Genomic DNA, 23,212 nt, shown 5'->3' with positions numbered 1-23,212 from the left:
AAGCAAGAAGAACGTTACGATTCTAAGCGTTTCGTTTTCTGCGCAGTTGATAGTAGGTCACAGCTAGGGCAAGCGCCAAAACTGTCCCCTTAATAATATCGTAAGCGTAATACGGCAGATTGAGCATCGTCATGCCATTGAGCAGCACCCCGATCAGAATAGCTCCCACAAATGTACCAAATACGTTTGGCTTTCCTGCACCGAAAACGGAGAAGCCTACGAAAGCAGCCGCTACTGCATCCATCAGCATGGAGCCGCCACTGCTCACCTGCCCGGTACCGATTCGTGCTGCCAAAAGCATCCCGCCCAAGCCTGCAAAAAGAGCAGAAAGCACATAAGCCAGGGTACGATAGCGATTCACAGGAATCCCCGAAAGACGGGCTGCTTCCAGGTTGCCGCCTGTCATGTACAGCATCCGCCCCTGTCTCGTATAGGTCAAGTACACATGCGTGATCGCGACAAGTAAAAAGGTCAGGATAACGGGAACTGGTACGGAAAGAATTTCTCCTTGGCCCAGCCACAGGAACCATTCCTGGAATTTTCCCGGAGCCTGCGAGCCGTCCTGCATCGGCATGTTTGCGTAGATCGAGTAGCCTTGGGAATACGTCATATGAATGCCGTTTACGATGTAGAGCATCGCCAGAGTAGCCAGTAAATCAGGAATGCGGATTTTCACGACCAAGAAGGCGTTGACCAACCCAACGAGCAAGCTGAGTACAATCGGAACCACCAGTGTCGTGAAGACTCCTTGTTCGTACCAAACCATCATCGAAGCAGAAACGACCGTGGTTAATGAAACCGTCGATCCTACAGACAGGTCAAAGCCTCCGACAATCAGCGAGAACGTAACGCCAATCGCGACAAATGTCACAATCGAGATGGAGCGAAGAATGTCCGTCAAGTTGTCGTACGTGAAGAAATACGGGTTGGTCAAACTGAATAACAACATGACAATAACGATAACTGCAACCGTTCCGTATTTGTAAACAAAATCAAATAAGCTAAACTTTTTATCTGCCACGTTACTCACCTCCGCTTGCATAGTACATAATGAGCTCTTGTGTTGCTTCCCCGCGACTCAATTCCTTCACAATCTTGCCCTCGAACATAACGAGAATCCGGTCTGCGATTCCGATGACCTCCTGAAACTCACAGGAAAAATACAGGACGCCTTTTTTCTGCTCGGCAAGATTTCCGATCAGGCGGTAAATATCGCTTTTCGCGCCGATATCCACCCCTTTTGTCGGCTCATCAAACATAAAGAGATGAGCGTTCGTATCCAGCCATTTGCCGATCGCGACTTTTTGCTGGTTTCCTCCGCTGAGGAAACCGACCAGCTGCTTGATATCGGCTGTTTTTACACCAAGGCGCTGCACCAGCTCTCTTGCGTTAGCCGCTTCCGCCCCTCTTTTGATAAAACCGAGCCAGGATTTCTTTTTCAACGAGGCGACAGACAGATTGTTCTGCACGGACTCCTCTACGAAAATGCCTTCCTTGCGCCTTTCCTCTGGGACGAGCACGATTCCCGCATCTACGGCGTCCTTTGGAGAGCGCAGTTGGACATGTGTTCCATGCAATCGAACGGCTCCAGCCTTTGCCTCATCCGCACCGAAGAGCAATCGGGCGAGTTCAGTCTTCCCTGCCCCGACTAGACCGACGACACCCACGATTTCTCCCTCGCGAACCTTCAGGTCGACTCCCGTTACTTTGCCGCCAGCCACACCTGACGCCTCAAAAATCGTTTCGCCAATCGGCACTGCAAGCTTTGGGAACTCCTCGTCAAAGCTTTTGCCCAGCATGTTCGCAATCACTTCGTCCATATTGGTCTTTGCCGTCTCTGTGGTCACAACATGCTGTCCATCGCGCATGATGGTGATCCGATCACAGATTTCAAAGATTTCCGGCAGGCGGTGGGAGATATAAATGATCCCAACTCCAGCTTTTTTCAGCTGCGCAATGATTTGAAATAGCCGCTCGCTCTCCTTCGTGCTCAACGGCGCTGTCGGTTCGTCGAAAATGACGTACTTCGCCTTTTGAACAGTAGCCCGTGCAATCAAAATCAATTGCTTTTCCGACAGCGTACATTCTTCGACGAGCATCCGCACTGGAATGGAAAAGCCGAAGTTTTTTAATATCTGCTCCGTTTCGTTGTACAAGCTCTGCCAGTTGATCAGTCCCTTTGTTTTCGCCTGGACGAGCTGGTCCGCCAAAATGTTTTCGGCGACGCTCAAATACGGGATCAAGGCGGTGTCCACTTCCTGATATACACATTGAATGCCCTGTGCTTTGGCGTCCTGCGGAGATTGAATCGACACAGCCTGTCCATCGATGGTGATCGTACCGCCATCTGCCTGATACGCTCCCGTGAGGATTTTCATCAGGGTACTCTTTCCCGCGCCATTGGCTCCGAGCAATGCGTGAACCTCTCCTGCGCGCACCTCAAAATCGACGGATCGCAGGGCAGGAACCCCAGAAAACTGTTTCGTCATCCCTTTCATCTGCAATGTGGACATGTTTCACACCTCCTGTTTACCTGCGTGTTCCCACCTCTATAAGGAAAAATCCCGTTGATGGATACGAATCAACGGGAAAAGCCAATTTGGTTCTTACTTGCCCCACTCTTGTACGTATTGGGACAGGTCGCCCATCGTTACTTTTTTATCCTTCGGCAGGTCTTCCTGTTTCACCAGCACTGGGTTCAGCTTCACGTTGTCTGGCACTTGCTCGCCTTTGATTTTTTGGAACACAGTTTGGGCATGGATGCGTCCGATATTGGATGGGTCTACCGCTGCCGTCGCTGCCCACGGAGAGTTTTCCGCCTGGATCATTTGCAGATCCTCATCACTCAAATCGATGGAGTATACTTTGATTTCCGTACGTCCTGCTTGCTGGATGGCACGTGTTGCGCCTTTGGCAAATTCATCCCAAGCCGCCCATACCGCTGTGATGTCACCTTTGTTCGGATACTTTTTCAAGATCGCTTCCATCTGCGTCTGTGTATCGAGTGCCGTATTGTTGGTAGCAGAACCGAATGCCGCAATCTCTTTCAAGTCCGGGTATTTCTTCTGGAAAGCTTCATACGTCACTTGACGTTTTTCCATTGGCGCAAAGCCAGCTACCCAAATTTTCACAATATTGCCTTTGCCATTTGTATCCGCCGCCAGCTTCTCCAGGCTCAGCTCTGCCAACTTGTTGTCATCCTGCGCCACAACTGGCACACCTGGAATGTTGATGTCTGTATCAAACAAGACAACCGGGATTTTTTTATCCACGGCCTTTTGCGTGCCCTGCTGTAACGCTTCTGCCGTACCATGGTCGATTAGAATGCCATCAAACTTTTGGTTCACAGCTGCATCGAGGTTGGATGACATTTTTGCCAGATCGGTATCTGCGTTGAATACAGTCAACTCGCCGCCGTTTTTCTCTACCTCTGTCTTCACTCCATTGATATATTGGGCGGAGAACGTCCCTACGTTTTGACGCATGATCAGTGCGATTCTCTTCGCCTTCTCTCCCGAAGCACCGCCGTTTGTGCTGCCTGTTCCGGTTGTTGCCCCGCTGCCGCATGCCGTCACAAGAACAGATGCTGCCAAAACAAGTGATGTGATCAGACCGAGTTTCTTTTTCATTGAGATGTTCCCCCTTTTTCTTTTTACTTCCTGAACCTTCTGCGTTTGAAGCGCTCCCGCTATTTCTTCCGAAGCGAACAGTCTTCACTCACTGCGGGGCATATGCCGAAGAGTAGACTGGAAATGCGCTTCTTCCCCACGACACCTACGCAAAAAATCCTCTTTCACAGAGAAAGAGGACAAAAATCGACAAGATTCTCGCCTCTTATCTGTCAGGTAATCTACCTGTTGGAGTTAGCACCTTGGCTCGAAAGAACACATTCTCTCGTGCTAGGTTGCCGGGCTTCATAGGGCCATTCCCTCAGCCTTCTCTTGATAAGAGTAGTTTCTATTTTCAAAACGTTTGTATAAGTATATACAGAATATAATCTGGCAATTACCTATCTGTCAACTAGGTTTACCGAAAGAATTTTCTTGATAAATATTCCAGTTTCTTCTGTAGCATCGAGAGGGATTTTGTTGTGTCTTGTCGAATTATCGTAGATTGATACAAGCCTAGCAAATATTTGCGATGGGGATGCTACATGAGTCTATTAAAAGAAGTCATTCTTCAATGGTTTTTTGCCATTATCCCGTTTGTGTTTTTCAACATTTATTACCGTGACAAAATGAGGAACTACAGCCGTTCCTTTATTGCCATTACCAGCTCAGCCTGCATGTTTCTCGCGATGACCTTCGCCCCGAGTGTCATGAATGGCATGTTTTTTGATATCCGACATGTCATCATTCTTTTCGGACTGGTTTATGGCGGAATCGAGATTGCCATGCTCCTTCTGATTGAAGCCTTGGTTTATCGGTACTACCTAGGTGGAGAAGGGACATGGGTTGCCATGCTGATCCTTACAGTCAATTTTGTCATATCACTCTTTTTGTATCGACACTACAAAGCCAGTTATCGGAAAACACTGTATCTTTTTATGACGAGTGCGATTTTTTCTACGGTTGCTTTAGGGACTACTTATTACTTTTTTCCCACCTATGTAACTCAACACCTCGTTTACTACACCATAGCGATTCCTATTCAAAACTTTTTCGGCCTCTGGTTATTAATGTCGCTTTTCAGCAAATGCGTTTCGGATAAGGAGCTGTTTATCCGCCACGCGCAAAACGAAAAAATCCAGACGATGAGCCATGTTGCTGCATCGCTCGCACATGAGGTTCGCAATCCGCTGACAGCAGTCAAAGGCTTCTTGAAATTAATACAGGAATGCCCGGAAAATTTGGTAAAAGTCGATCAATACATTCGTATCAGTCTCGATGAAATTCAACGGACAGAAGCCATCTTGACCGAGTACCTTGCGATTTCCAAGCCGCTCAAGGAACGACATGAGATTATCAATGTGAGCGAGCATCTGCATGCTATCCGCGAAGTGATGCTCCCCTTTGCGAATATGCATAACGTGGAGCTTACACTGCAAGACTTTGAGAGACCTGTGACGATCAAGGCCAATCCAGACGAGTTCAAGCAAGTTCTTGTGAATTTCATCAAAAATGCCATCGAGGCGTGTTCAGATATTTCGGACGGAAAAGTCTCTCTGGACTTGCTCATCGAGCGAAACAAAGCCCTGTTAGTTATTAAGGATAACGGTGTCGGCATGGATGCAGGACAGATCAGCCGCCTCGGAACGATTTATTTTTCTACGAAAACAACTGGGACCGGTCTTGGATTGACATATTCCTATCATGTCATCCATGCGATTGGCGGAACGGTCAATGTAACCAGCAAACCACGAGTAGGAACCAAGTTCACCATTATGCTTCCGTATAAGGCACAGTAGCTGCATGCAGGTTTTGCAGAGGGACTGTGCCTTTTTCCATTCGATCGCTAATGATGCAAATGACGGGCGGTTGCCCTTCCCCTCACGCTTTACTATGCAATTTCTGGGAAGGCATTATGCAAAACGAAACACCAGGAGTCTCCCCCTGGTGTCTCTCTTTATTCGTATGGCAGCCATTCTCCTGTAATGGCATCTACATCCCCGTTGCTTTTCAATATCTCTGCCGAATAGACCAAGTTTGGTTGCTCTTGAATCCTATTGTTTTCAAGCGGGAATACATAACGGGGACTAAACGATTTATGTTGGAGATAAACCCGCACCGCCGCTTCCGCTGAAATCACCTTGGACGCATCCAGGAAGGTCTCCTGCTCATGAGGGAATGTCAAAGTGGCCCCGATAATTTCACCTGTCTGCCCGTCAAACGTGATCTTGTAAAACTGCTCCGGCACCATTACGCCGTTTACTTCTCGGACAAATTTCAATTCAACCTGTCTACCCATCACATAAATTTGCTCCTGCATCCGAACAGTCTTCACCCGTGAATCCAAATACGGCTCCAAAAACAAGATCGCTCGCTCCTGCAATTCTGTGATGGTAAGTGTCGGATCACCTTCTCGCAGCTCCGGATAAGATATCTTGAACGCTGCTGCCCGATTGTTGACAGTAGTCAGCTGCATGAATCGCTCGCCTTTTTTGGCCTGGTATTCCCGTTCGTTGTCTCCCATCATATAATCGGGCACATTACTCCCGGTAAATGTGAAGCCCTCCACCTTCTGACCGAAGAACTCCATGGCGGCCGCAGCCTCTTTTTCCGATGTAACCATTGTCTTCTTGCCTCCGGGCTTGACGGCAATACTGTCGCGAAACGACTCCCCGCGCCACAAGGTCGTTTTCACTTCCTTGCCAGTACGAGCGTCAAGATACCCGGAGAAGTTTTCCCTATAACGAAGAACGTAGTCCACATCCTTCTTCCCGACTCTCTGATACGTCAGTTGCATGACTTCCGCAAGTCCGCTCTCCGCTTTCTTCGGTGAAGGCAGCTCAGCTATTGGAGGAAACCGCCCAATGTCCAGGTTCATTCCCGTTGAATCCCCTGAATTGATGTAGCGAATATGCCCGGCATCGCTCATGCCGATCACATAATTGTCTCCTTCTACCTGCACGTCATTCACGTAGCGTTGCAATCGCACGGCTTCATGCGAAACGGTATCTGCTCCCTCTTGCCCATCTACTTGTTCGACCCGATACTGTTCCAGATTTTTGCCCAGAAACGGTTCCATAAATGCCTTCGCCTGTCGCTCTATTCTCTCCTTGGAAGGCTCTCCTTCGACTTTCTCTTGCCCTGGAATCTTTTCCAGGTCGAACCCGAGCAAGAGTCCGCTTTTGGCGTCCAATTTCGCTCTGGCATATAGAGACACTTCTGTTCGATCTTTGTTGCTGAACGTGCGAAAATCTATGTTGTACACCTCGCGAGGAGCTTTGGTTACGTAGACCCTCTTTTCCGCTTCCCGAAAAGGAGGATATTTCTCGTACAGCTTTTCCAACGTTCTAATCGCCGCTTGGCTTAGCTCTCTTTCTGTTATTTCTGTCGATGAGAAGGAGCGGGGTACCAGATGCGCTTGTGATTCAAACCGAGATTGCTTGAATATCTCCGGGGTCACCCCCATCATCCATACTGCTGCTGCCACCGTTGCAGCGGAAACTGTCCATGTCGCCAGCTTGAGAACGATTCTTTTCGGTCGATTCGTTTTGGTGCGCGCCCGTTGCACCAGCTTTGCTTCCAGCGCTTCTACGAATTCGCTCCTTGGTTCCGCATCCTTTGACCGAGAAAGAGCCGCGAAGAATTGCTCGTCATTTGGAGTATTCATTGGCCAACCCTCCTATCCAATCGACATGCAAAACTTTTTTGAGTTCTTTTGTTGCCCGATGAAAATCTACGCGGACCTTGGCTTCGCTTGTCCCGAGGATTTCTGCCGTTTCCCGAATACTATAGGCCTTGATGCCACGCAAAATCAGTACATTCCGATGATGCGGCTTCATTTTCTGCATCGCCTGCTCAATTTCCAGCTGTTCTTCCTTGGAAGCCAGCTCCGCTTCCGGCCTTCCCAGAAGAGAAGGCAGCCCTTTTAACAAATCCATGCCAAAAAGCGTTTGCACCCGCCTCTTCCGGTAATCATCGATGGCGACATGCTTGGCAATATGCAAAATCCATGTCTTCACACTGGAACGCTCTTCATATCTGGCCAAAGCGTCCAAGACCCGGATAAACACTTCCTGTGTCAAATCCTCCGCATGCTCACGCTTCCCCGTAAAGTAGTAGAGATATTGATAGACATCACGGTAATGCTCGCGATAGATCGCTTTAATCCGCGCTTCGTAATCGACTGTGTCCTGCACTGGATTTCCTCTCCCTGCTCCCTACTTGATAAATTGACCTGTAACCGCGTCAACCTTTCCGTTTCTTTCTTTCGGCTCATAAACAAGGACAGGTGTTCCCTGGTACCGTCCGTTAAGGGAAGGAAACACGTAGCGCAGTGTAAGCGGATTAGCTTTCAACAATGCTTGTACGGCTTGCTCGGGCCCTACGACATTTGAGGCATCATCATAGGATAATTTACCGGTAGTTACTGGTAAACTGGCAGATACAATGTCTCCCGTATGCATGTCAACTTTTACTGAATAGCCCTGTCCCTCAACCTTAATCCCTTGGTGTACAGGGGAAAATAGAAACGTTTGCTTGCCTGCTTCTCTGTTAATCGTTTGTGGTACCAGCTCCATTTGTGGTACCAGCTCCGTTACCTCTGCGTCTACAAACGGTTGCAGAAACACCACTGCTTTTTCCTCAGCAGCTGCCTCTGTAATCACTTTCTGCTTTGGTGGGTTTTCAAGTACATGGAAGTACGCAATCTGATCATCCACTGTCCTCACTGAGAACTTTTTGTTTCCAACCACGGCATCATACTCCTTTTCCCCTTCGAGAACTGGCGCACCTTTGGTTAGTTTAAACTCAATTCCTTCAGGCAATGGAATAAAAGTGGAGAGTGCGGTGGCTATCTCCTCATTTGTTTTGGCGAAGACCCGCTGGTTGCCAGGCGTTATCGGGATTGGTTTCCCGTACTTATTTTTCTTGGTCCATCCGGACTCTACCTCGGCTCCTGATCGTGCATCCAGATATCCGGAAAAATTCAGGCTGTAGACTGGGCGGAAGCCAGCACTTATGTCTCTTGCTTTTTGCTCATAGCTAAGGTGGAGCATGTCTTCTAATTGTTTGCCGAATTCGTCTGGATTCTTAACCCCTGACGGAGCGGCGAATTTACTTGCGTCCATCTGCAATCCTGTTGTGTTTCCTGCGTTTATATAGTCTAGCTCGCCTACTCCATTGATCCCTACTACGTAAAGATCGTCTTTTACCGGAATCTGATTCACAACCCGAACGAAACGCACATTTGCCACGGCTTCTGCACCCTCACCATCAACTGTTACCTCGTCTATTTGGTATTGCTTGATGGCGTCACCGATGAAATCCTTCAGAATACTCGGCGCTTTTTCTTTTCCCATCGCTTCCGTAGGACGTGCAGTCGGTTTCTTTTTGGGAATGTCGTGTGCAGAGAAGAATAACAGCATACCGTTGTTTGCATCGATTTTGGCATCCGCATACAGGGATACTTCCGTCCGCTCCTTGTTGCTGAAGATGCGGAATTGGATGTGGAAGACATCTCGCTCCTGAGTGTTACGCGAAATGGTTTTTTCCGCATTTTTTAATTCCGGGTAGTGTTTGTTCAGCCTATCTACGGTTTTTTGGGCTAATTTGCTCAATTGGGGTTGTGTCGATTTGACTGCCGCGGCTTGTACAGTTACTTGTGGTTGCGCAACCCACAATGGGCTTGAGAAGAGCAAAGCAGCAGCTCCTACTGTGATCATCAGCTTTTTGGTTGCGTATGGTTTCATTTTGAATTTCCTCCTGGCTTCCTCTTTTTTTTTACGTTCATAGCCCAATAGTCGAAAGCAAAAGGGAAATGTTACAAGGAAATCAAAATAAAAAAAGGCCAGTCAAGCCTTTGACAGGCCGCCTAGCCGTTGCGAGGTTTTGGAAGCGACATCCTTGACCCGTTCAATCAAATACTGGAGTCGCTCCTCCTTCAAATCATACGTGACAATTCCAATGCTTAACGCCCCGATTACCTTTTGATTGTAGTCTATCACCGGCGCTGCGACAGAGGCCGTGTTTTCCGTCCGCTCCGCAAAGCTGACCGCATGACCAGCAGCTCTGATCTCCTGGAGCTTCTCCATAAAAGCAGGCACCTGCTCTTCATCCACGAGCTGGACTACGGTTTGTCTCGCTTCTTCCACAGGCATATGGGCCAGCACGACTTTATTGGCCGCACCGATATGCATTGGAATCCGCAAGCCCAACTGATCATAGATGCGGATATTATGCTGACTGTCTACACGTTCGACGACAATGGATTCGAGTCCGCTAGGCTGACTGAAATAAACACTTTCGTTCACTTCTCTGGCGAGCTCCTCGATCATCGGCTTGATCACCTTCCGATAATCGATCCGATCGAGCACCCGCAAGCCGAACTCCATCCATTTAATCCCCAACGTATATTGCTTGGTCGCAGCATCCTGTTCTACCAGTCCATGCTTCATCAACGTGTACAACAGCCGATAAATGGTGCTGACCGGGAGCTGGCATTCCTTCGCTAAATCATTGATCGTCCACCATTTTCTATGTTCATCCGACGAAAGTGCCGTTGCAATCGCCATCGCTCGATCAAACGATTGAATCACGGTCATCCCCCCTTTTCTATCTATCTTCTCATATGAAACTATGTTAAACCATTTGCTTTAATTTTGTGAATCGCAAAAAAACTCCGGTGAGGAATCACAGATTGACAGTCAGAAAACAGAATGTGTAAACTAATGATGAACATTTCGAAATATGAATAATATTCTGCAATGTGGAAAAAGGGAGGCAACTATGTTCCAAGGCAGCCAATCCATGGTCAAAAAGATGAAAACCGTTATCATCAAGCATCCCCATCAAGCATTTATCAGTCAAGAACATCTCGATCAATCGTGGAAAACCTTCAACTATACAGACCGCCCTGACTGGGACCGCGCTCTGCATGAATACGCCAAATTCGAATCGATCTTGCGCCAGCATGTAGAAAACGTCCTGCACTTGCCACAATCCGATAAAACCGGACTGGATTCCATTTACGCCCATGACCCGGTGAAATTTACTTCCAAAGGGGCAATCATTCTCAAATCTGGCAAGGAGCTCCGTCAGGGAGAAGCCGAAGTATACAAAGCCTTTTTAGAAGAAAATAATATTCCGATCCTGGGACAGCTCACAGGCGATGCTTTGTCAGATGGCGGCGACCTCGTCTGGCTGGATGACAAAACGCTCGCGATCGGCCTTGGCTTCCGCACGAACAAAGCGGCTATCGCTCAAATTACGGAAATGGTCAAGGATTTCACGGATGAAATCATCGTGGTACAGCTCCCGTATGATCGCGGTCCTGCGGAATGTCTGCATCTGATGTCGATTATCAGCATGGTCGATCATGATTTGGCAGTCGTCTACTCCAAGCTGATGCCTGTATTTTTCCGTCAACTGCTTATTGACAGAGGCATTCAGTTAATCGAGGTACCGGATCATGAGTACGAGAATCTCGGCAGCAATGTTCTCGCCCTCGCGCCGCGTGTATGCATGGTCGTGGCAGGCAACCCGATTACGAAGCAACGCCTTCTCGACGCAGGTGCGACTGTGTACGAGTATGAGGGCGAGGAGATTTCTTATAAGGGAACAGGTGGCCCTACTTGCCTGACAAGCCCGGTGGAACGAATATAGCCGTTTAGATACTGTACCCCCATTGTTAGACCATGAACAATGGGAGGTGCAGTTTTTTATGACCAAAAAGTTTCCTTAAGCAAAAACTTTGTTGCCTAGGAAAGAATCTTACCTTAAACTAAAATCATGAAGATTTTGACTACGTGCACTTTTTTTACCTTCATTTTTGCCCTAGGCCAACAGTTTGTCCTTAACGAAAAAAGGAGAGTGAACATCATGTCATCTACCAGCGTTCCTTTGTCTGATGCCTTGATTGGTAGCCACATCTGTCTGGATCGGATTGACGTTCAGGGGATACTGCGCAGGCGATTACTGGATCTCGGCTTCGTCCCCGGCAACATCGTGGAAGTCATGCAAAAAAGTCCGCTAGGCGACCCCATTGCCTTTCGGGTAAATAACACGATCATCGCCCTGCGCAAAGAAGAGAGCTCTCTCATATTCGGGGAGTACGTGGGGAGTGAAGAAAGGTGAATTCCTACACGATTGCCTTGGCAGGAAATCCGAATACCGGTAAGAGTACATTATTCAACACATTGACGGGACTGCGCCAACATACAGGAAACTGGGCAGGAAAGACAGTTGTAATGGCTGAGGGAGAATTCTCTCGAGGAAATACGACTTTTCGGATCATCGATTTGCCAGGTACGTATTCCTTGTATTCCAACTCGGCGGATGAAGAAGTGGCGCGAGATTACATTATCTTCGAGCAGCCTGATGTCACCATTGTGGTACTGGATGCCACTTCATTGGAACGGAATCTCAATTTGGCCTTGCAGGTGTTGGAAATGACTCCCCGCGTTGTTGTATGCGTCAATTTGATCGATGAGGCGAAAAGGCTTGGCATTCGTATTGATCTGGAAAAAATCTCGCAAAGATTAGGTGTTCCCTGTATCGCCATTTCCGCCAGAAATCAAATCGGGATTGAGAATTTGCTCGATCAGGTGGAAAAGGTAGCGAACGGAACAATCGTACCCAATCCTGTACAGATAACCTACAGGGAACAGATTGAATCAAAGCTGGCACAGTTGGAGCCCTTAATCGAGAAAACCTTGGGTAGCCGTTTTCCGACAAGATGGATCGCTCTGCGGTTGCTGGATGGCGATGAGAGTTTGTTGAAAACCTTGCGGGAGCGAATGCAAGAGCCAGCTGAGTCTTTCGGGGAGGAGCGCTTGACCCATGGCCAAACCGTTTGCCACTAATCCGCCCGATCCACTGGATGCGCTTCTTTCCGTGGCCCGTGCCTCAGTGGAAGGAAGTGAGATTCGGGACACGATTGTGAGTGACATTTACCTCACCAGTCGGAGCATCTGTAAGGAAGCCGTGACCTACGAAAACAAGCAAAAGCTGTCTAGCGCATACAAGCTCGATAAAATTGTGACGTCAAAAATATGGGGCTACCCCATCATGCTGGCGATTTTAGGCGCGGTATTCTGGATCACGATCGCAGGTGCCAATGTTCCATCCGGAATGCTTGCCGACATGTTCGGTGTAGTCGAGGGTTATCTAACTGCTGGCTTTCAAGCTGTACACGCACCTAATTGGCTGCACGGGATTCTGGTTCTCGGGTTCTTTCGCGGTACCTCATGGGTTGTCAGCGTCATGCTGCCTCCGATGGCTATCTTTTTCCCAGTCTTTTCCTTGCTCGAGAACTTCGGATATTTGCCGCGTGTCGCGTTCAACATGGATCGTCTGTTTAAAAACGCTGGCGGGCACGGCAAACAGGCATTAACGATGTCGATGGGGTTTGGCTGTAATGCGGCAGCCATCCTTTCCACCCGGATTATCGAATCTCCCCGGGAGCGAATGCTGGCGATTCTGACCAACAATTTCGTCCCGTGCAATGGTCGCTGGCCCACATTGATTTTATTGTCTTCGCTATTTATGGCGACAAGCGCGACAAGTGGATGGCAATCTCTGACTACTGCTCTCATTGTAATGGGTATGGTTATTTTTGGAATCGCTATCACTCTTACGGTTTCCTGGATACTATCCAAAACAGCCTTGCGCGGGGTACCGACACACTATACGTTGGAACTGCCCCCTTATCGCCGTCCGCAGATTTGGAAAACGATCCTGATCGCAAGCAAAGACAAATCGTGGAGCGTGCTGAAAAGAGCCGTCATTGTGGCCGCCCCTGCCGGTATCATCACTTGGGTATTGGGCAATATCTATGTCGGTGGGGATAGCATCCTCGCCCATATGGCTGCCTTTTTTGATCCGTTTGCGCAAATCATTGGGCTCGATGGCTATATTCTCATGGCTTTTATTCTCGGTTTGCCCGCGAATGAAATTGTGCTGCCGATCCTTCTGATGGGGTACATGTCCTCCGGTGCTATGGTTGATGTGGAAGGCATCGACAACATCAAGGATGTCTTCTTGCAGCACGGGTGGACTTGGTTGACAGCACTCAATATGATGTTGTTCTCTCTGCTTCATTACCCTTGCGGCACAACCTTGTTCAATATTTACAAGGAAACGAAAAGTGTAAAATGGACGGTGCTTTCTGCACTCATTCCGCTAGCCATTGCGGTCGGAGTAACGTTCTTGACTGCCCAGGTGGCAAGAGCACTCGGTTGGGTGTAAAAAAACAGCAAAAAGCCTTTGCACAATACCAGACTTCCTGGTACGTACAAAGGCTTTTTTGTGACTGTTCCCGTTGATTCTATTTATTTCGTAATAGGTATTACCCCTTTTAGGGGGAATCTCTCAAACTCCAGACCGCTCATTTCCAGCTGATACGTATCCTGTTTGGGTACCTCGAAAGTAAGTGAAACGGTCTCCAGGTTCTCTGCGATAATAAAATCCTTGTAATACTGACCTTCTACACGCAGATTAATCTCCTCTGGTCCTTCGTTCGGGATGACGATGAAAAGCTTGCCTTTGTCGTAATACACCTTTTCGATGTTCAGCTTATTCTTTTTGCCAAATGGAATGCTTTGCGGGTATTTGGCATTCCGATCCAGCACGATGTTTTCTTTAATGGACTTATTCGCAGATACCTCGTTGAATCGAAGCTCAAGTTTTTCCGGTACGTCTTCAAAGAAGAGAGATGGGAAAAACTGCATGGTATACTTGTCGCTGCCCTGAACCCCGGTAGCATCGCCACCTCGAACCCGCTCCAGATTCTCATTGATTCGGTCATCTATTGCCGGATATTCCTTTCCCTTCCCATCTACCAGCTTCACATTCTCCAAGCGATACAGCTCGAATCCATCCTGCAAAGCAGCTTCCAGCTCCGCTTCCATCACCGTCGGAGAGGCTATGATCTGATTTACTTTCAGCCTCGTCAACAGGCTGTCTGATTCTAGCACAGCCTCTACTTCTGCATCCGGTCGGATTGCTTTTTCTGCTACAGTGACGGACCTTGGCAGAGGCAGCAACAGTTCGGCTACCACTTCATCAGCTTCTTTCTTGCGCATATCTACAATTTGCACAGGCAGAACGGGCTTCGTCTGATTCATGAACTCACGCATTTTTTTCTCGTCAATTCGGAAATTCGGTGTGATGATAAGATAATGCACACCATCGATTAATTGAAAATCCTTAGAAGCATGACCTCTTTCTGAAAGCTCCCCCAAATCTACACGAAGACTCCCATAAAGCATATCGCTTCTTTTCGATTCATCCGGAATTCGCGCAATCTCCTCCATTTTTTCACCGGAGATTAACAGCGTAAACGTAATCCGTCTATGATCGACCATGGCATCCCTGATCTGATAAACAAAACCGTCCTTCTCCAATTTCACCTCAGGCAGAATCGGATAGCCGTTCTTCAAAGCATGCATGAAACCTTCGTCGGGTGTGATCCATTCAAATACTTCCTGGCCTCGCTCTGCACCAGTCAGTCCCCACAAGCTTCCATCGAAGGGCTGAACAATCTGAAAGAAAAGGGTAGCAGCAACTGCCACTCCGGCTGCCCAAGAGGTTACCTGCCAGCGACGGCGACGCTTCTCACGCTGAATTTTTGTGAGTACCTCTTGCTCGAATTTTTCCAAATGAAACGGATATTTTTCACGAACGGATTGCTTTGCTGACTCGCTCCATTCCCTCCACATGCGATCGTCGCTCATCCTTTTACCTCCTTCGACATGGTCTCCTTCAATTGCTTTCTGGCTCGATGCAAACGCGTACGGACGACCTCCTGTGAAACCGATAGAATATCCGCCACTTCCGCAATCGACAGGTCTTCGTAATAATGTAGGAGGATAACCTGCCTGTACTTGGGTGCGAGGGATTGAATGTATGTGACGATCTCTTCCCGCTTCACCCGGTTCAATATCTCTTCCTCTACCTGATTGTTTGCCTGCCGATCCATCAGATTACCCAAATGATCATCCATCGTCGGAAAAATGTTGCGGAACGACCACGACCGAAAATGCTTTTTGCTCTCATTCATCGCGATCTTGAAGAGCCAATGCTTGATCTCTCCGTCCCCGCGGAACTGATCAAGATGTCGATACGCTTGGATAAACACGTTTTGGGTAATATCGTCCGCCAAAGCATGATTTTTTACCGTGAGGCTTACCAGATGAAAAATCTTCTCCCCGTATTGCTGCATCAGCCATTTCAGTCTGGCTTCCCGTGTAACCTCCAGACTTGCTGGCATTGTTTCTGCTTCGTTCAACCCGTTCACCTCATCCGTTGATTGCTTGCTATTGGGTATGATTCGTCTCACGGCAAAAAGGTGACAGAAAAAGAAAAAAAAAAACGCTGTGGCTTCCACAACGATTCCTTTATAAGGCATGCTGCATCCAAATATTCGGCTCGATATATACCACTTCGTCCTTTTCCACGTCAACCTGCACCGGAACTAATGCGTCTGGAACAATGTACGATCCAGACTCGGGAAATTTCATGCCTGTCCAGCTTTCCCAATCAGTCAGACTTCCTCTGATCAGCATGGATTCCGGCGCCACCTGCATGATCGTCGCTCCCAGCTTCCAATGCGTGCGCACCCACGGATCAAACGGAGCGTCATCGGTCGTTTTCCACTGAACATACTTGTCCATTGGCGTGAGCGGGTACTTGTGCTTGAGCGATGGACGTACAGGTGCCACCAAGTGCACCAAGCCATTTTCCTTGGCGATATCCTTCATCGCCGTAACCATCTGCTTGCTCAGACCGAGTCCACGATACTGGGGATCGATGGAGATGGAGAGTGCCGATAACGCGTTTGGCTGTTTTTCTTGGCGGTAGTCTTCAATCCCTTGCAGAAAGACATCATCCCAGCCTTTTGGCAACCCTTCCGCAGTGCCATCCCAATAAAATGGAATCGCATTTCCTACAGCCATCACCTTGTCGGTCTCGTCCGTCAGCATGAACTGATAAGGAGAGAACCAGTCATACAGATGACCGTAATATTCGTTAGCAACTTCATCATTCAGCATGAAGGCAGACCAGCTTGCTTCGATTAGTTCATCAGCCTGATCGTTTAGATCTAATCTTTGTGCGAAAGTGTAGATGTTGTATGACACGCTTGGAATCCTCCTTCGAACCCAGATGTCTATCTCTCCACTTATTCCCTATTCGATTTTCCTCGACATTTTCCTCTTGCGGTGTGTCACACAATCGCCCCCTCTCTCGTTATAGGGTCAAAACAAACGAGGAGCTGATTGGCATGAAAGAACAAACATGCGTGATTGTCGGAGGCGGGTACGCAGGTATCCACGCACTAAAAGCCGTTCGCGAGACGTGCAAAGGACATCCGATCCGCTTCATCTTAATCGATAAAGAGCCTCATCACCTGCGTAAAGTCCTGTTGTTCAAACCAGCTGCTACCAAAACAGACATCTCCATTCCGTTAAAAACTCTGTTTCCAGAGGGCGTTGAATTCGTGCAGGGTACAGTCACGTTGATCAAAGGGAAGGATAAAACTATCTTCTTCCTGAACAAAAACGGTCAAGAACAGGCGTTTCCCTACGACCTTCTCATCCTGGCAATAGGAAGCGTTATTCGCCAACCGGAGCCAGAACAAGGCGGCATCGCTTTGACGGGCGTCGAGGCGGCTGAGGCTGTTCGAGATAAGTGGCTTGCAAATATGCGCCAAGCTGTCCATGAAAAGCAGCCATCCGAACGAGAGCGATTGTTGACGATCGCCGTTGCGGGAGCAGGCATCAGCGGGATCGAGACCGCTGCGGAGCTGGCTTTTGCCATGCGAGCGGAAGCGAAGAACCTCGGCATTCATCCTGATGAAGTCCGGGTCTATCTCATCAACGCACAAAACCGTTTGTTTATGGAAGGTTCCGCCAAAATGGGGCGCAAGCTGGAGAGTGCACTCACGGATGGCGGCGTAACCATTCTGCATGGTCAAAAGGCCCTTCATGAGCGGGCCGGAATGCTGACGCTAGCCAGTGGTCGCAAGCTTGCTGTCGGGCTGTGCGTCTGGTCGCTTGGCTTGCAGCCCAATCCCGCATTGCGCAGCATGGGCTTGCCACTGACCACATACGGACAGGTGGTCGTCGATGAATCCTATCGTGTAGCGGGTACACCGGGGGTATACAGTATTGGCGATTGTGCACGCATCGTAGATCCAGCAAGCGGGCAAGCAGACACGATGACCTGCAAGGAAGCCTCTGGACAGGCGATACGCTTGGGCAAAATTGTTCTAGCCGATTTGGACGGTACACCTGCCCCCGCACACAAAAGCTACATGGACTTTTACTGCGTCGGACTCGGCCCAGAACGCGGAATGGTTTGGACGAGAAAATGGGGACTCGATATCATTTTGACAGGGAAATTAGGGTGGAAGCTTCGCCAGTTCACCTGGAACATTGCCAGCATGATAAAATAGGAAAAAATAAGGACGTAAGAAGACTAGAGGAAGTGACACAGCCATGGAAGCTCTGTACAAACAATATAAAGGGCTCATGTTCCGCCTCGCCTATCAGATGCTCGGCTCGGCCACGGATGCGGAGGATATCGTGCAGGACGTATTCGTGAAGGCCCATGATGTCTCGCTGGAACAGATGGCCGAACCGAAGGCCTACCTGTGTAAAATGACCACAAACCGCTGTCTCGATTTGTTAAAATCGGCCCGCAAAAAACGGGAGCTGTATACTGGCCCATGGCTGCCAGAGCCCATCTCTACCCCTGATGCAGACAGCTATGATTCTGTCATTACCAAAGATTTGCTCTCCTACGCCATGCTCGTTTTGTTGGAACGGCTGTCTCCTTCAGAACGAGCGGTGTTCGTCCTGCGAGAAGCTTTTAACTTCCAATATGACGAGATTGCCGAGTTGGTTGGAAAAACCGAAGCGAATTGCCGCAAGATTGTTAGTCGAGCCAAAAAGAAAATGGGGATTGACTCAGCGGAACCTCATCTCACCCCAGACAAAGAGCTCGGCGAGGAATGGGTCAACCGTTTTCTGTCTGCGCTGGAGCGCGGAAATGTCGAGAAATTGCTCACTCTGCTTGCTACAGATGCGGTATTGCTCTCCGACGGCGGCGGCAAGGTCACCGCAGCCCTGCATCCGATCTTATCTGGAGAACGCGTGGCTTCCTTCTTGCTCGGCTTGATGCGCAGCTTCTCGAAGCGATCAGATTTTTCTGTAGAGCTCGCACTTTTAAACAACCAGACCGGATTTGTGATTAGACTGGACGGCAGAATTGACACCGTTGTGTTTTTGCATATTGAACACGGAGTTATTCGTAACCTCTATTTTGTCAGAAATCCTGATAAATTAAGATTCATAGAGCCGTAGTCGGCTCCTAGCGTAGAACGCAAAACCCTCTTTCCTATTTTCGTGAAAGAGGGTTTGATTTCGCGTCATGAACATTCTAAAAAAGTGTGGTCAAAATAAGTTTTAAAATTCGGGTACAAAAAGACAAGTGACTCTTTCAGTTTGTTCCGATCCATATTTTCTTCATCTATTTCAAACAAAACTTCATGGTCAATTTCATAGATTCCACACTTCTCTTCATCCGGGCTTTCTTGTAAATCGATACATCGTAGTTTTCCGTACTCTGTATCCCATGAAAAAGGAAGGTAGCCTAATTTGCAAAGCAATGGGTTGTACATATCCTTAATACGATCAAAAGGCTCATCGATCCCTTGTTCAGGAATGAGGTCGAAATAATGATGGCAAGTAGAAATGAAGGCTTTATACCATTCCGGAAATTTCAGCCCAAATTCTTCCTCGAGCGCAGCCACATCCTCCTGACTCACGATAGAAGGAACCAGCTTCCATCTGGACCATTCTTCATCGACATCCGCTACCTTCATGGAATCAGGGACCTCTGGCCGCATCCATCTACAAAAACCTTCCTCTGTCACTTGATTATATCGCTCGTAGTAAGCTTCAAAACCATTCTTGATATACTCTTTTTTATCCATTTGTTTAGCCTCCTCTTCCCTTTCCCCTATAGGAAGTCAGTTCCTCCATAATCGCTTCGTTTCCACGAGTACTTCATCCTGAAATTCCATTTTGTAAATATCAGGCTTGGACGTCGTCAATAAAAAATCCAAGTCGTACTGGCTGTCAAAGTCCCCCATCATCAATGTCATAACGGCACCATGTGTTCCGATTGCAACTTTCTGCCCTCTGTATTGCTCTAAAATGTTTCGGAACGTTCTTACCACGCGATTCCGACAAGTTGTGATGGACTCTCCTTCAGGTAAAGAAAAGTCTGGCTCAGTAAACATCTTCTTTACTAATGGATACAATTCGCTATCGGCCACGATTTGATTGTTTCCGATAAAAACGAGTTCTCTCAGCTCTTCTAAAACGACGATCTCTTTCCCGGCGGACTGAGCTAATTTTTCTATTGTTGCCATTGCCCTTTTATACGGACTTGAAATGAACGCATCGATCCGCTCATCTTTCAACAATTGAGTAATGATACGGGCATCTGACCTACCTTTTTCAGTCAGTCCTCGTGTTCTTTCATCCCCCTCCGTTTTTGGTGATTCTCCGTGCCTGACCATGTAAATAAAGGTTTTCATACAACCCTCCGTGGAAACTTTTTATTTTCCGCCCTACATCCTTCCTGCAAATATATTACAACAAAACCCCCTTTCCGTTTTACCAGAAAAGGGGGACTCTCTTAGATTTTGAACCGATGCACGATCTCTTCCATCGTCTGCGTCAAGCCGACATTCCGCCCTGAAATAGCCGCGACCTGTTGGTTGTTATCCGCAATAATCCGAGATTGCTCTGTGATCGCCTCTACACTGTGTGCACTTTTCTCCATAGAGTTCGTCACTTGCTCCACGACAGAAACCACACTGCTGATTGTAGAATTCAACTCTTCAAAAGACGCATTGAATTCTGCCAGCAACGTATGGAAACGGTGTGCATCCAAATTGTACTTCTCTGATGTTTCCATCATGCTGTCATAGTCAGGACTGACCTGCGTGTCAATGAAGTCTAATGCGCTCGATGAGTTGGCTGCCAAATTGTCTACGGATTCGCCCGTGACCTGGATAATGCGTTGAATATCAATCACGACCTCAAAAGATTGCGTCGCCAGTCTGCGTATCTCATCCGCTACGACCGAAAACCCTCTACCACTATCTCCCGCACGTGCAGCTTCAATCGCCGCATTTAATGCCAACAGATTCGTTTGCTCAGAGATCGTGAGTATCGCCTCTGCCAACAGGTTGATTTTTTCCATCGATTCCTTCGAGTCAGTGATCGCTATTTCCGTTTGCGCCTTTACATTCATATAGAGCTCTGTCGTCATTTTATCCGCAGCCAATGCATGTTCCCGCAAAGCAGTTGCTCGCGAGCTGACATCCTGCGCGTGTAACGGCCTGTCCATTTCTGCTTATGTCAGGAGTCTTCGTGTATTCTTTACGCAAAACCCTCTTTACCATATCAAGCAAACTAGATTGGTCGTGCTTGTAATAGTAATCCGAATGCAACACTGCAAATATATCAATATCAGCCTCCTTTAAAGGTGCTATCATAGTACTTCTTTTATAAGAGCCTGAAAGAAACGAATTGACAACGTTCAATTCTCGTTCTTAAACAGATCGAACAGATTTTTGTCCTTTGTGATACACTTCCTTCTTGAAGATCTGTTATTTCTCAATTTGCTTTAAATTGGTTAAATGAGGCGACAATTGTCGTTGCGATTAATATGTATCCTCCCTCTATAGTCCCAATATTTTTATTATAACGGTACCGGACCGAATGGTACCAAAACACTGGAAATATCAGTTCATAGACTCTGTCGAAATCGTCTCGCATTCATTGAATAATGCAAAATTCTGAAAACAGTTGTTCAAAGCTGTTCGCAATTGCTTTGTTGGCTTTATGTGGTTCTCGTACCAGATGTTTTTAACAACGAGCGTCCCGGCTTTTCGTTCCACGATTACCTCAGCTCGTCCGATGAAGCTCTCTCCATACAATAGAGGCAGCACATAATAGCCGTATTTCCGTTTGATTGCAGGCGTGTAAATCTCCCAAGTATAATTGAAGCCAAACAATTCGTTGATCAGCTTTCTGTCCCATATCAAATTGTCCAGCGGAGCAATCAGCTCGCAGCGTAATTTCGGCGCCGGATTTTGCAGGACGGCTTCAATAAGGGGCAAATCCTCCGTGCGACAGTATAGCATATCCTTCATTTGTTCTACGGTAACAGCAACAATACGATCTTCGTGTAACAGTTGGCGGAAAACCTCGTTGCGCTGCTCCGCTTTCAATCCCCATATATTCAGCCAGGCATCGGATGCGCGATTCCATAAAAGGCCAACAGCGCCGATTCGACGTAGTACCCGCCACTTGTGATGCTCAAGCTCGTCCTCCAGCGGCTCCGGAGCATTCAGCAGTTTTGGCGGTATGTACTTCCCGGCAATATCGTAATATTTACGCGTTCCTTTTTTATGATGGATAATCAACTCGCCTGTCGAGTACATCTGCTCTAGCACCGATCGGGATATATTGTTTCCGCTGCTCCAGTGGATAGCCGATTGCCAAGTGAAATCTCCATCCAATTTTAGTTCATCCGAACTTAGCGTACCGTGATTTTGGATATGAGTCCGTACTTGCTCTGTCAAAACCTCCATTTCGGGATAGCGCTTGGCATGTTGTCGGGCGGCTTGCCTGTATCGCTCAAAATACGGCCAGTCCTCGACAGGGATAATAGCCAGATTCTTGTCGGGATAATCGATCAGGAATCTATCTTGATACAGCAACTCGTCGAGCATATTCTTGGTGAATCCTTTGATTCGCGACTGAAGAACCAGTTCGGCGTTTTTTCCACAAACATCGATGGGATCATATTGAATACAGCCGACCTGCCGCACAAAATCCATTACGCCCTGCTTTCCGGTAAATTGATATTCGCCCAACAGCCCGTGCTTCAATAACAGAAATTGCCGTGCTTGGCGATTCGTCAATTGGATCATGTACGCGTCGGCTCCTTAACGAAACAAACGGGAGCCCCTTGCACATGATGATGGATGGCGAGGTTGTTTATTACAATAAAATTATGATTTGCTTCTTGCCATAATGGCGGTATCCATTGGGGAGCTTCAGGAGCGAACCCCTTTCCTAATTTTCCAATAATCGAAAATTGCTCTTTTTCAACGATTTCAACCACGCCTATTCCCCCTATCTGTAGGAAAATACACAAAATACAAACGTATGTTCCTGTTATATTCTACCATTGTCGGAAGTATAAAAACAAGAACTACTGAAAAATAACTGCCCAAAAAGACTGGCCGCCAGTCTAACTCTTTATTTCTCAGTCTAGTACTTTATTTTTAGGTCTAATACTTTATTTTACAGTCTACAACTTATTTTTCGAGGGCTGCAAAATTTCCAATCGAAAAACCGCGTTAGATCAACAACTCCAGTCTAAAACATTATTTTCTCCTGACATAAGGCTTTCTTTTTCTCGAACATCTTTTCCTATCAAAAAAAGCCATTCCTCAAAGGAATGGCTTCTTCATTATTCATTCAAAACCGGATCTGCATGATTAGTTGCTAAGTGTGTGGATA

23 protein-coding genes and 1 riboswitch are annotated in these 23,212 nt (G+C 47.6%); of the genes, 7 read left to right on the top strand and 16 right to left on the bottom strand.

From position 1 onward, the window contains the following. Positions 1-22: 22 nt before the first annotated feature. The 3 genes from C7R94_RS25265 to C7R94_RS25255 form a co-directional block, all read right to left on the bottom strand. Complete coding sequence (locus C7R94_RS25265; RefSeq protein ID WP_016741326.1) at positions 23-1,021, bottom strand: ABC transporter permease; 999 nt, start codon at positions 1,019-1,021, stop codon at positions 23-25. A 1-nt stretch (position 1,022) separates the two neighbouring features. Continuing rightward, positions 1,023-2,513: a sugar ABC transporter ATP-binding protein gene (locus tag C7R94_RS25260; RefSeq protein WP_106785434.1), complete on the bottom strand. Its 1,491-nt coding sequence runs from the start codon at positions 2,511-2,513 to the stop codon at positions 1,023-1,025. 93 nt (positions 2,514-2,606) lie between these two features. Next, a complete protein-coding gene (locus tag C7R94_RS25255) occupies positions 2,607-3,629 on the bottom strand; it encodes a sugar ABC transporter substrate-binding protein (RefSeq protein ID WP_106785433.1) in 1,023 nt (340 codons plus the stop codon). Positions 3,630-3,831: 202 nt separating this feature from the next. Further along, a riboswitch (SAM riboswitch) is annotated at positions 3,832-3,951 on the bottom strand. 202 nt (positions 3,952-4,153) lie between these two features. On the opposite strand from C7R94_RS25255, the gene C7R94_RS25250 reads away from it, so the two are divergent. Continuing rightward, positions 4,154-5,407, top strand: a complete 1,254-nt coding sequence (locus C7R94_RS25250) for an ATP-binding protein (RefSeq protein WP_197240147.1) — start codon at positions 4,154-4,156, stop codon at positions 5,405-5,407. 158 nt (positions 5,408-5,565) lie between these two features. Here the strand turns inward: C7R94_RS25250 and C7R94_RS25245 are convergent, their stop codons facing one another. From C7R94_RS25245 to C7R94_RS25230, 4 genes are all read right to left on the bottom strand, one after another. Beyond that, positions 5,566-7,275 carry a hypothetical protein gene (locus tag C7R94_RS25245; RefSeq protein WP_106785431.1) on the bottom strand — a complete coding sequence of 570 codons (1,710 nt, stop codon included), beginning with the start codon at positions 7,273-7,275 and terminating at the stop codon, positions 5,566-5,568. Beyond that, complete coding sequence (locus C7R94_RS25240) at positions 7,259-7,804, bottom strand: RNA polymerase sigma factor (RefSeq protein ID WP_047069596.1); 546 nt, start codon at positions 7,802-7,804, stop codon at positions 7,259-7,261. The genes C7R94_RS25245 and C7R94_RS25240 overlap by 17 nt, the downstream gene beginning before the upstream one ends. 21 nt (positions 7,805-7,825) lie before the next feature. Further along, a complete protein-coding gene (locus C7R94_RS25235; RefSeq protein WP_106785430.1) occupies positions 7,826-9,355 on the bottom strand; it encodes a hypothetical protein in 1,530 nt (509 codons plus the stop codon). 102 nt (positions 9,356-9,457) lie between these two features. Next, entirely contained in the window at positions 9,458-10,201 is a 744-nt protein-coding gene (locus tag C7R94_RS25230; protein WP_106785429.1) for an IclR family transcriptional regulator, read from the bottom strand. A gap of 190 nt (positions 10,202-10,391) precedes the next feature. Between C7R94_RS25230 and C7R94_RS25225 the strand changes: the two genes are divergently transcribed. The 4 genes from C7R94_RS25225 to C7R94_RS25210 all read left to right on the top strand — a co-directional run bounded on the left by C7R94_RS25225 (position 10,392) and on the right by C7R94_RS25210 (position 13,850). Continuing rightward, positions 10,392-11,267: a dimethylarginine dimethylaminohydrolase family protein gene (locus C7R94_RS25225; protein WP_106785428.1), complete on the top strand. Its 876-nt coding sequence runs from the start codon at positions 10,392-10,394 to the stop codon at positions 11,265-11,267. A gap of 216 nt (positions 11,268-11,483) precedes the next feature. After that, the gene (locus tag C7R94_RS25220) at positions 11,484-11,738 is read left to right on the top strand and encodes a FeoA family protein (RefSeq protein WP_106785427.1); all 255 of its coding nucleotides are present in this window, start codon (positions 11,484-11,486) and stop codon (positions 11,736-11,738) included. Then, on the top strand, positions 11,735-12,466 hold the full coding sequence (locus C7R94_RS25215; RefSeq protein WP_106785426.1) for a FeoB small GTPase domain-containing protein: 732 nt from the start codon (positions 11,735-11,737) through the stop codon (positions 12,464-12,466). The genes C7R94_RS25220 and C7R94_RS25215 overlap by 4 nt, the downstream gene beginning before the upstream one ends. Beyond that, positions 12,444-13,850: a nucleoside recognition domain-containing protein gene (locus tag C7R94_RS25210; protein WP_106785425.1), complete on the top strand. Its 1,407-nt coding sequence runs from the start codon at positions 12,444-12,446 to the stop codon at positions 13,848-13,850. Before C7R94_RS25215 ends, C7R94_RS25210 begins: the two co-directional genes overlap by 23 nt. Positions 13,851-13,933: 83 nt before the next feature. On the opposite strand, the gene C7R94_RS25205 is transcribed toward C7R94_RS25210, so the two are convergent. The 3 genes from C7R94_RS25205 to C7R94_RS25195 form a co-directional block, all read right to left on the bottom strand. Then, entirely contained in the window at positions 13,934-15,337 is a 1,404-nt protein-coding gene (locus C7R94_RS25205) for a hypothetical protein (RefSeq protein ID WP_106785424.1), read from the bottom strand. Continuing rightward, entirely contained in the window at positions 15,334-15,900 is a 567-nt protein-coding gene (locus C7R94_RS25200; RefSeq protein ID WP_233220665.1) for a sigma-70 family RNA polymerase sigma factor, read from the bottom strand. Before C7R94_RS25200 ends, C7R94_RS25205 begins: the two co-directional genes overlap by 4 nt. 100 nt (positions 15,901-16,000) lie before the next feature. Beyond that, positions 16,001-16,741, bottom strand: coding sequence for a GNAT family N-acetyltransferase (locus tag C7R94_RS25195; protein ID WP_106785423.1), 741 nt, complete (start codon positions 16,739-16,741; stop codon positions 16,001-16,003). Positions 16,742-16,884: 143 nt separating this feature from the next. Here C7R94_RS25195 and C7R94_RS25190 point away from each other — a divergent pair, with 143 nt between their 5' ends. Continuing rightward, a complete protein-coding gene (locus tag C7R94_RS25190) occupies positions 16,885-18,057 on the top strand; it encodes an NAD(P)/FAD-dependent oxidoreductase (protein ID WP_106785422.1) in 1,173 nt (390 codons plus the stop codon). 43 nt (positions 18,058-18,100) lie between these two features. Next, entirely contained in the window at positions 18,101-18,967 is an 867-nt protein-coding gene (locus tag C7R94_RS25185; RefSeq protein WP_106785421.1) for an RNA polymerase sigma-70 factor, read from the top strand. A 65-nt stretch (positions 18,968-19,032) separates the two neighbouring features. Here C7R94_RS25185 and C7R94_RS25180 read toward each other — a convergent pair whose 3' ends face one another. The 6 genes from C7R94_RS25180 to C7R94_RS25160 form a co-directional block, all read right to left on the bottom strand. Further along, complete coding sequence (locus tag C7R94_RS25180) at positions 19,033-19,599, bottom strand: SMI1/KNR4 family protein (protein WP_106785420.1); 567 nt, start codon at positions 19,597-19,599, stop codon at positions 19,033-19,035. Between the two features lie 36 nt (positions 19,600-19,635). Beyond that, entirely contained in the window at positions 19,636-20,208 is a 573-nt protein-coding gene (locus C7R94_RS25175) for a histidine phosphatase family protein (RefSeq protein ID WP_106785419.1), read from the bottom strand. 101 nt (positions 20,209-20,309) lie between these two features. Next, entirely contained in the window at positions 20,310-21,026 is a 717-nt protein-coding gene (locus C7R94_RS25170) for a methyl-accepting chemotaxis protein (protein ID WP_233220660.1), read from the bottom strand. Further along, complete coding sequence (locus C7R94_RS30410; RefSeq protein ID WP_197240180.1) at positions 20,950-21,222, bottom strand: SMODS domain-containing nucleotidyltransferase; 273 nt, start codon at positions 21,220-21,222, stop codon at positions 20,950-20,952. Before C7R94_RS30410 ends, C7R94_RS25170 begins: the two co-directional genes overlap by 77 nt. Positions 21,223-21,423: 201 nt before the next feature. Further along, positions 21,424-22,617, bottom strand: coding sequence for a winged helix-turn-helix domain-containing protein (locus C7R94_RS25165; protein WP_106785418.1), 1,194 nt, complete (start codon positions 22,615-22,617; stop codon positions 21,424-21,426). Next, on the bottom strand, positions 22,614-22,811 hold the full coding sequence (locus C7R94_RS25160) for a hypothetical protein (RefSeq protein WP_106785417.1): 198 nt from the start codon (positions 22,809-22,811) through the stop codon (positions 22,614-22,616). The genes C7R94_RS25165 and C7R94_RS25160 overlap by 4 nt, the downstream gene beginning before the upstream one ends. Positions 22,812-23,212 lie beyond the last annotated feature (401 nt).

The sequence above is a fragment of the Brevibacillus sp. NRRL NRS-603 genome, assembly GCF_003013445.1.
In the GTDB taxonomy this organism is placed as follows: Bacteria; Bacillota; Bacilli; order Brevibacillales; family Brevibacillaceae; genus Brevibacillus; species Brevibacillus formosus.
Note: the sequence above shows the minus strand (reverse complement) of the source record. Positions and strands in the feature narration are given on the sequence as shown.

What these genes read in the sequence shown, in the direction of transcription:
- C7R94_RS25260 (WP_106785434.1), bottom strand. Translation starts at nt 2,513, where the DNA reads ATGTCCACATTGCAGATGAAAGGGATGACGAAACAGTTTTCTGGGGTT.
- C7R94_RS25255 (WP_106785433.1), bottom strand. Translation starts at nt 3,629, where the DNA reads ATGAAAAAGAAACTCGGTCTGATCACATCACTTGTTTTGGCAGCATCT.
- C7R94_RS25250 (WP_197240147.1), top strand. Translation starts at nt 4,154, where the DNA reads ATGAGTCTATTAAAAGAAGTCATTCTTCAATGGTTTTTTGCCATTATC.
- C7R94_RS25245 (WP_106785431.1), bottom strand. Translation starts at nt 7,275, where the DNA reads ATGAATACTCCAAATGACGAGCAATTCTTCGCGGCTCTTTCTCGGTCA.
- C7R94_RS25235 (WP_106785430.1), bottom strand. Translation starts at nt 9,355, where the DNA reads ATGAAACCATACGCAACCAAAAAGCTGATGATCACAGTAGGAGCTGCT.
- C7R94_RS25225 (WP_106785428.1), top strand. Translation starts at nt 10,392, where the DNA reads ATGTTCCAAGGCAGCCAATCCATGGTCAAAAAGATGAAAACCGTTATC.
- C7R94_RS25220 (WP_106785427.1), top strand. Translation starts at nt 11,484, where the DNA reads ATGTCATCTACCAGCGTTCCTTTGTCTGATGCCTTGATTGGTAGCCAC.
- C7R94_RS25210 (WP_106785425.1), top strand. Translation starts at nt 12,444, where the DNA reads ATGGCCAAACCGTTTGCCACTAATCCGCCCGATCCACTGGATGCGCTT.
- C7R94_RS25205 (WP_106785424.1), bottom strand. Translation starts at nt 15,337, where the DNA reads ATGAGCGACGATCGCATGTGGAGGGAATGGAGCGAGTCAGCAAAGCAA.
- C7R94_RS25190 (WP_106785422.1), top strand. Translation starts at nt 16,885, where the DNA reads ATGAAAGAACAAACATGCGTGATTGTCGGAGGCGGGTACGCAGGTATC.
- C7R94_RS25185 (WP_106785421.1), top strand. Translation starts at nt 18,101, where the DNA reads ATGGAAGCTCTGTACAAACAATATAAAGGGCTCATGTTCCGCCTCGCC.
- C7R94_RS25180 (WP_106785420.1), bottom strand. Translation starts at nt 19,599, where the DNA reads ATGGATAAAAAAGAGTATATCAAGAATGGTTTTGAAGCTTACTACGAG.
- C7R94_RS25175 (WP_106785419.1), bottom strand. Translation starts at nt 20,208, where the DNA reads ATGAAAACCTTTATTTACATGGTCAGGCACGGAGAATCACCAAAAACG.
- C7R94_RS25170 (WP_233220660.1), bottom strand. Translation starts at nt 21,026, where the DNA reads ATGGACAGGCCGTTACACGCGCAGGATGTCAGCTCGCGAGCAACTGCT.
- C7R94_RS25165 (WP_106785418.1), bottom strand. Translation starts at nt 22,617, where the DNA reads ATGATCCAATTGACGAATCGCCAAGCACGGCAATTTCTGTTATTGAAG.